6 protein-coding genes and 7 pseudogenes are annotated in these 7085 nt (G+C 42.5%); 7 read left to right on the top strand and 6 right to left on the bottom strand.

The genetic code is table 11. The features are described from left to right. Positions 1-8: 8 nt before the first annotated feature. A pseudogene (locus tag BTR1S_RS21330) lies at positions 9-528 on the bottom strand (ImmA/IrrE family metallo-endopeptidase). 143 nt (positions 529-671) lie between these two features. Between BTR1S_RS21330 and BTR1S_RS21325 the strand changes: the two are divergent. Together BTR1S_RS21325 and BTR1S_RS21320 are read left to right on the top strand one after the other, a co-directional pair. Beyond that, positions 672-1070 carry a hypothetical protein gene (locus tag BTR1S_RS21325; RefSeq protein WP_029419342.1) on the top strand — a complete coding sequence of 133 codons (399 nt, stop codon included), beginning with the start codon at positions 672-674 and terminating at the stop codon, positions 1068-1070. A 242-nt stretch (positions 1071-1312) separates the two neighbouring features. Next, positions 1313-1501, top strand: a pseudogene (locus tag BTR1S_RS21320) (substrate-binding domain-containing protein); the annotation flags it as partial. 48 nt (positions 1502-1549) lie between these two features. On the opposite strand, the gene BTR1S_RS21315 reads toward BTR1S_RS21320, so the two are convergent. After that, a complete protein-coding gene (locus BTR1S_RS21315) occupies positions 1550-2059 on the bottom strand; it encodes a DinB family protein (RefSeq protein ID WP_029419344.1) in 510 nt (169 codons plus the stop codon). A gap of 49 nt (positions 2060-2108) precedes the next feature. Next, positions 2109-2755: pseudogene (locus tag BTR1S_RS21310) on the bottom strand (LysE family transporter). A gap of 79 nt (positions 2756-2834) precedes the next feature. On the opposite strand from BTR1S_RS21310, the gene pdxR reads away from it, so the two are divergent. Then, positions 2835-4286: a MocR-like pyridoxine biosynthesis transcription factor PdxR gene (pdxR, locus tag BTR1S_RS21305; protein WP_155910177.1), complete on the top strand. Its 1452-nt coding sequence runs from the start codon at positions 2835-2837 to the stop codon at positions 4284-4286. A 7-nt stretch (positions 4287-4293) separates the two neighbouring features. Here pdxR and BTR1S_RS21300 read toward each other — a convergent pair. After that, positions 4294-4885 (bottom strand): annotated as a pseudogene (locus BTR1S_RS21300) (pentapeptide repeat-containing protein). Here BTR1S_RS21300 and BTR1S_RS21295 point away from each other — a divergent pair. The 3 genes and pseudogenes from BTR1S_RS21295 to BTR1S_RS21290 form a co-directional block, all read left to right on the top strand. After that, a pseudogene (locus BTR1S_RS21295) lies at positions 4788-5333 on the top strand (phage portal protein); the annotation flags it as partial. The pseudogenes BTR1S_RS21300 and BTR1S_RS21295 overlap by 98 nt on opposite strands. A 28-nt stretch (positions 5334-5361) precedes the next feature. Then, positions 5362-5442, top strand: coding sequence for an HNH endonuclease (locus BTR1S_RS22320; protein ID WP_081723758.1), 81 nt, complete (start codon positions 5362-5364; stop codon positions 5440-5442). 11 nt (positions 5443-5453) lie between these two features. Next, positions 5454-5900: an SMI1/KNR4 family protein gene (locus BTR1S_RS21290; RefSeq protein WP_029419347.1), complete on the top strand. Its 447-nt coding sequence runs from the start codon at positions 5454-5456 to the stop codon at positions 5898-5900. 262 nt (positions 5901-6162) lie between these two features. Here the strand turns inward: BTR1S_RS21290 and BTR1S_RS22925 are convergent. After that, positions 6163-6324 (bottom strand): annotated as a pseudogene (locus BTR1S_RS22925) (phage portal protein); the annotation flags it as partial. Between the two features lie 160 nt (positions 6325-6484). On the opposite strand from BTR1S_RS22925, the pseudogene BTR1S_RS22655 reads away from it, so the two are divergent. Then, positions 6485-6729, top strand: a pseudogene (locus BTR1S_RS22655) (recombinase family protein); the annotation flags it as partial. A 119-nt stretch (positions 6730-6848) separates the two neighbouring features. Here BTR1S_RS22655 and BTR1S_RS21285 read toward each other — a convergent pair. Then, positions 6849-7085, bottom strand: a 237-nt coding sequence (locus BTR1S_RS21285) for a sigma-70 family RNA polymerase sigma factor (protein ID WP_009327848.1), incomplete at its 5' end; no start/stop codon positions are given.

The following is a 7085-nucleotide window of genomic DNA, read 5'->3' as shown; positions in this document are numbered from 1 at the left end:
ATTATTAATTACAAAAGGGGGGTGCATAGATTTCCCGTAACAGTTTGGCTAAATAAATGTTGGGTCAGCTTCCTGTAATAAATGCTCAAACGTTTCTTAGCGAACGAAGGGGATACCTTAAATAGCCAAGCTGCATTTTCAATTGCATGTGATTGTATGTACGGAAGATTGATATTACGCAACATGAAAGTTGGAATGCAAAAGTGATATGTAAAAATAATTCGACTGCCACTCCAAATAATCAGTCCAAGTTGCCGGCAGTGTTTTTTTATCGCCTTCGTGTCTATATATATGGCAAAATTCATGAGCAAAATCATACCATTGTTCAATTCGGCTTTTTCGGCTGTCCAAGCATATATTATAAATCCCGCTGTGTTTAAGTGCGAAGCTTGTAACAGGTTTAAACGAAAGCCTGGATCTAATTGACTCGGCAATCCGTTCAAAGTTAATTTGTTCAGGTTCTGTAATATCAATCTCCCTGTATAAGTTTTCAATCCAATCCTCTAAATGACTGTTTGTATACCTCAAGATGAAAAACCTCCTTAAAGACGACAATCTAAAAGTTGGATTCGTTAAATATTATAGGGAAGACGCAACTTTTTTCACAGGAAAAACGTCCAAAAGATGCAGGGTTATCCAAATGAAATGGATTGTTAAACGGAGTTTTCTTGTTGGAGGGGTTTAATATCAATAAAAAATTATTAAAAAGGTTATTGATTGTGCCAATTTTATTCATCTGTTATGTTTTATTTTTAAATCCTGAAATTATACTTGAAGAGCAATGTCCTAATAAGCCTTATAGTTTAACAATCGTAAAGCACGGGACAGGTATATTTGATAAGAAAATTGTTTTAATATATTACAAGATTAACGAAAAAACAGTAGCTGTTGGGAATTTGGTGTTTTTTGAGAATTTGGGCAGAGATATAGATGTTACTTGGGATACGAATACTGATGATGGAACTTGGTGGATAGATAAAAGCGTACATTTAACCATGTCCTATGCTAAAAATTTTAAGGGGGATTTAGACAAGAAAGATATTGATTTTGATTATGGTACTGTCCAATAATAATAAATCAGTTTATTTAAAATAAGAATATACACCAAAAGAACCGCCAGTCGCGGTTCTTTTGTGTTCAGATTCAAACTGATTTTGGAGCGGTTTTTTCTTTCCTTACAAATACCATGATTCCGGGAATGATCATAAGTATAGCTGGTATTAAGTAGAACCAATCAATACATATAAGTCCTCCAATCCCTGAAATAAAAAGTAAAACACTGCTCAACTTTGGTTTGAATAAGACAACAATTCAGGCGATGGAGGAAGCGGGCGTGCCTGTGGATGAATCGCTTATCGTCCCGACGCGATTTTCTTTGGAAAGCGGCAAGGAAGAAGCGGGAAAATTGCTGGACAGGAACGCCCCAACGGCAATTTTTGCTTTTAACGACGTATTGGCTTGCGCCGCCATACAAGCTGCGAGAATAAGAGGCATAGATATTGCGTCAGCGACTTCCGCAAATCGTTCTTATCAAAAAAGCAAGGACAGTTTAGCCCTTGCTTTCTCTCTTTTCATATAAATAGTACACATAATCAGTAGGTACGCCTGAATGGCCAAGCTGTCTCAGCATTACGGTCACGTTACCTCTGTGGTAAGTGCCGTGATTGACGACATGCAGGATGATGTCTGCATAGGTTGTTTCCAGTGTCCCGAGTTTCGGATGTTTCATTGAGAAGGTCTGTTCTAAGTCCATCTGGCGGCTGAAGAAATCATGATACTGTGCCTCCAACTCGGAAGCATGCTGTTTAATCGCTGCCATATCACCTTGAGCGGACTCGAATTTGCCTACGCTGTCTATGATCTCTTGGTAGGCAACTTTCGAAAGGACGTTCAGCCAAATGTAGTCAGCCCTGCACATATGAAGCAATACGCCGCTGACAGAAGGGAATACGCTCTTTACTTCTTGATAAGCGGTTTCCTCCGGCAGTTTTTCGATATGGTTCCATATTCGCTTGTTTGCCCAAGAATGGTAGTCATAAAACTGTTTTGCATCAGTCATCAGCATTGCCTCCTTTTCTAAGAAATTCGCTGTTTCAATTGTTATTCCTTCAATTGCTGAAGAGCGATACCCCGAAATATCCTGCTGCCCACATCACCACTGCAGAGCATTTGTTTATGATCAGCATAAGCCTGCCGCTCGTATCTATCGTCTGAAACAGCCGGCCCGATATCGCAAGACTAATAAACCAAAACCAAGAGACAGCGATGCAGGCAGCCATAAAGAGCCATTTCTCAAGCCCTGTATATTGAAGAGAGCTCGTGCCGATGACGCCGATCGTATCCAGAATAGCGTGTGGGTTTAATAGAGAAACGGCGGCCGCAAACGCAACTTGTTTTTTAGCTGTGAACGTATTTTTCTCATTTTGGTTTGTTTTCGGACGGCTGTTCCATGTCACCCAGCCCATATAGAGGAGAAATAAAAAACCCCCAGCCATCATTACCGTTTCAAAAACAGGCACCTGCTGCACAATGACAGATACACCCGCAACCGCTGACACAATGAGCAGGGTATCGCAGACAGAAGCGCTGATGACGGCGGGGAGTGCTCGCCAAATATGCCTTTGCCACGCTCCTTGCTGAAAAATAAACACATTCTGCGCTCCCAGCGGCAAAATTAAGCCAAAGGCAAGCACAATTCCGTGAATGATTGCATTCATGCTGAAAAAACTCCCTTCACATCTGTTTTTTCAATCATAAGGGAGATTTTCTATCATGTCTCCGGCCATTTGGTTGGGTTTAGACCCAGCCAAATGTATAATGTAAAAAAAGGGGGCATGACCATGTCGCAATGGCAGCCAAGCCGAGATTCAGATATTCCGCTGCATCGGCAGATCGAACAATACATGAAAGACAAAATTCTTCACGGAGAGTGGGCTGTGGGAACGAAAATTCCTTCACAGAGAACGCTGGCCGACATGTTTCAAGTCAACCGCAGCACAGTGACAGCAGCCATTGATGAACTCACGTCTCAAGGACTGTTAGAGGGGAGAAGGGGCGGCGGCACGAAGGTTGTAAACAGTACTTGGAGCGTGCTGGCGGCTGAGCCTCCGCTCGATTGGAGCGATTACGTCCGTTCAGGCATTCATCACTCCAATTCTTCCATCATTCAGGAAATTAATGAGAACGAACCAAGAGCGGATATCATCAGATTAGGCACAGGAGAGCTTTCACCGGATCTGCTGCCTGCTGACACGATGCAACGGATGTTTCAGCAGATCAACCCGCACGCTCTGTCTTTAGGGTACGAGCAGCCGAAAGGAAACCGTCAGCTACGGGAGGCGGTGGCGGAGCATTTAAAAGGAAAGCAGATCCATGTGTCACCGTCGGCGATTTTAATTGTGTCTGGCGCGCTTCAGGCCCTTCAGCTCATCTCGATCGGTCTTTTAAAACGAGGCTCTATCGCTTTGACTGAAAAGCCTTCTTATCTTCAATCTTTGCATGTGTTTCAATCAGCGGGGATGCGTCTTCGCGGCTTGCCGATGGATGAAGAAGGAATCAAACCGGGGCTTGTTTCTTCTTATCGAAAACAATACGGAGGACAGCTGCTTTACACGATTCCGTCGTTTCATAATCCGACAGGCACTGTCATGTCAGAGCAGCGAAGGAAAGAGATCATCTGCCTATCAAAAAAAGAGCAGATGCCTATCATTGAGGATGATGCATACGGTGATTTATGGTTTGAAGAAAAACCGCCGCAGCCGTTAAAAGCAATGGATCAAGAAGGCAATATTCTGTATCTGGGCACTTTTTCAAAAACAGTGAGCCCCGGCCTTCGAATCGGCTGGCTTGTCGGACTGGAGCCAGTTATTGAAAGGCTGGCTGACATTAAAATGCAGACAGACTACGGATCGAGCGGCCTGTCCCAGTGGGCGGCTGCCGAGTGGCTGTCACAGGGGTATTATGAAGAGCATCTGACAAGGATACGCAGGGTGCTAAAACAAAGGAGAGACGTGGCGCTTCATTTTCTTAAGCAGTATGCCGGGGACATCGCGACGTGGACAATTCCCGCCGGAGGCTTTTATATTTGGGTTACATTCCACAAAACCTTACCTATCAGCCGTTTCTTTCATGACTTGCTGAAACAGCAGGTGCTGGTGAATCCCGGTTCCATTTATGACGGCGAAGACAGAAACAGCATCAGGCTGTCATATTCCTATGCATCTCTTGCGGATTTGGAAACAGGCATTAAGGCGGCAGCCGATACAGCCCGCCGCCTGATGTCCTAAGCTTTTGTTATACGATGACAGCTCCCAGCGCCCTAGCGAAAGCAATTGCGTGCTCAGGCGCGATTTTGCAGCCTTTCAATTTGTCGAGGGAGACATGAAGCTGTTCAAAACGGCACGTGCTGATGTCCATGTTTTGAAGGGACGTGCCCGGTAAAGCTGGCACCTTCCAATTCGCACCCGTCAAATTGTGTCTGCTGAAGCACCATATTGCTGCACTCACTTTGCATAAGAGCACAGTGATCAAATCGAACTTGTTTCATATTTGAGTACGAAAATGAACTGAAATGTCCGTGGCATTCCTCGAATGAAACATTCCGCAGCGTTGCTTCCGCTAAATTCATTCCAACCATTTTTGACTGCTTAACTGAAGTTCTGTGAATGACAGCCCCGCTGAAATCGGCGTTTGATAAATCACATTTTTCAAAGGTCACATCAGTCAGTTCAATATCCCGAAAAGACACATCGATAAACACAACATTTCTGAATACCGTTTTTTTCACACAGAGAGGGAACCGGGATTTTATAGTACCCGTCGCTGCTATTTCAGGTAATACAGAGCTGCTATCGAATACAGTTTTAAAAGCGACCGAAGTGTACACGCAATATGGTCAAGATCGATTAGGTCATGTTTTAATTCCAAAAGTTAAAGGTCATGCTTATTCTAATCGTGAAGGTACCTTATTTATTGAAGAAAGTAACGATATGAATTCATGGACCACAGTCTCTTCGTTGGTTGTTAAAGCAAATACGCTTGGCGAGACTGAATGGGTTCATTTAACTAAACGCTATTTCCGTTTCAGATACGCAAATGGTAACCTGCAGCAGTCTGGATTTTTACTATACCAGTCACTGGGCGCCGGTGAAGAGGATATAAACATTAACCACACTGTTCCTATTACAGCAGTTGCTCCGTTCTCAGTCCAGTTAGATAAGAACGGATTTACTGATGATGGTCGTTTAAAAGTTCAGACTGAAGGTCTGAACCTTAGCTCATTAGACACTCAAGCAAAAACGATGGATATTGTCTTTCACGATAAAACAGAAACAACTGCACCACCATCAAACTCCTGGAAAAATGGAGTTAGTAGACCGAGTAATTCATGCTAAAACTGGTCACACTGGCGGATATAAAATTTGGGGAAAAGATGAGAAATAGGAGGTTAACCAATGCAAAGTATTAAATGGAGAAAACGAAGCACTTTTCAAGAGGCGACAAACAGTCAGATCGAAGAGGTAGAAGAGAAATTAAAAGTCAAGTTCCCGACAGATTACAAAGAATTCATTAAAGACCATAATGGATGTTCACCTATAGATAAAAAGGTTGTTTTATTCCAAAATTCTCGAGAATCAATCAACAATTTACTGAGCATAGGAGATCCTACTAGACCAATTGATCTCCTTAGAACAATTGATAATGTTAAAGACCGGTTAGTTGATAAGATTATACCTTTTGCTACAGATGCAGGGGGAAACCTCTTTTGTTTTGATTACAGAATGTCTTCTCAAGAACCCGTAATTGTTTTTTGGGATCATGAGATCGCTTATGAAGATAAGGAAAGTTCCATTAGCTATGTTTGTGATTCATTTACAGAGTTAATGGACAAACTTGAATAGGACGAAATTGCCTCTTGTTAATTATGAAGATGAGAACGAAAAGCTGCATTTGAAAAAGCTATGTACAATCAATCTAGAATAACTCATATTAAAGATGTGGAAAGCCCTTCTCACAAAGAGATGGGCTCTTTTTCACTTCAATAATGCTTCAATTTTTGCTCTAGTCTTAGGTCCATAAATTCCGTCAGCAGAAAGATAAACAAACTTGTCTCCTCCATTTCTAATCACCTCCTCCGAGGCAAATAAAAAGGACAGCCGGATCTTATGAGACGGCCGTCCCTCTAACTGGAAAGTTTCCATTTGTTAAAGCTGTAAGCTCCATAACGATTTCTTTAAAACCGGTAATGTCAAAAGACCAGACTTCAGATTTCCCTTTTGTGCTAGTTGCAAATGTTCCGTCATCCACTTTTTGCCCTCTCAGGCTCATGTGTATTTCTCTGGTGTTATTCCCGAAAATGATTCCTATATCATGTTGGGATTTGGTGGATTATCAATTGAAGAAATTGAAAATGGGGTAAGATTACTCGCTAGCTGCATCCCATGAAGAGGGAGAACAGTAAGTAATAAATATATTGGCTTAAAGAATGATGGCGATATATGTAGGGTATCGACCGAGAGACAAGCGATCAAGGGGTCAAGCATCGACAGCCAGATAGAGGCCTGGCCTGTATAAAGAAAGCAGGGACTAAGGATGTGCTGAAGTATGCCGATGAAGGGTTTTCTGGGGAGCTTTTACAACGTCCGGCTTTGAATTGCTTGAGAGAGGATGCAAGTTAAGGACTTATTTAGTAAAGTCATCTGCTATGATCCAGACCGCCTTTCTCGGAGAGAGATCAGCGTTGACAAAAATATTTTTATAACTCTTTCATATATTCTTTCTCTATTTCTTTTAAAAGAAACTTTAATGAAATAGAGAAAGCCGGAGTATTAGATCCGGCCTGTTCTAAATTATTTCCCCTTTGCCTTCTTCCGCTTCTCCTTCTCCGCCCGATAAAACTCATGAAACATCTTCATCAGCGCCCGTTTCTCAATCCGCGACACATAGCTCCGCGAGATCCCGAGCTCCTTCGCGATTTCGCGCTGCGTTTTCTCTTTCTTCAAATCAAGGCCGAAGCGGCCGACGATGACTTCTTTTTCTCTGCCGTCCAAGATATCGATGTATTTTTTGACTTTTTCAAGCTCCAT

This window comes from Bacillus sonorensis NBRC 101234 = KCTC 13918, assembly GCF_001592005.1.
GTDB classification, from domain to species: domain Bacteria; phylum Bacillota; class Bacilli; order Bacillales; family Bacillaceae; genus Bacillus; species Bacillus sonorensis.
The sequence above is the reverse complement of the archived record's forward strand: the minus strand, read 5'-3'. Positions and strand labels throughout refer to the sequence as shown.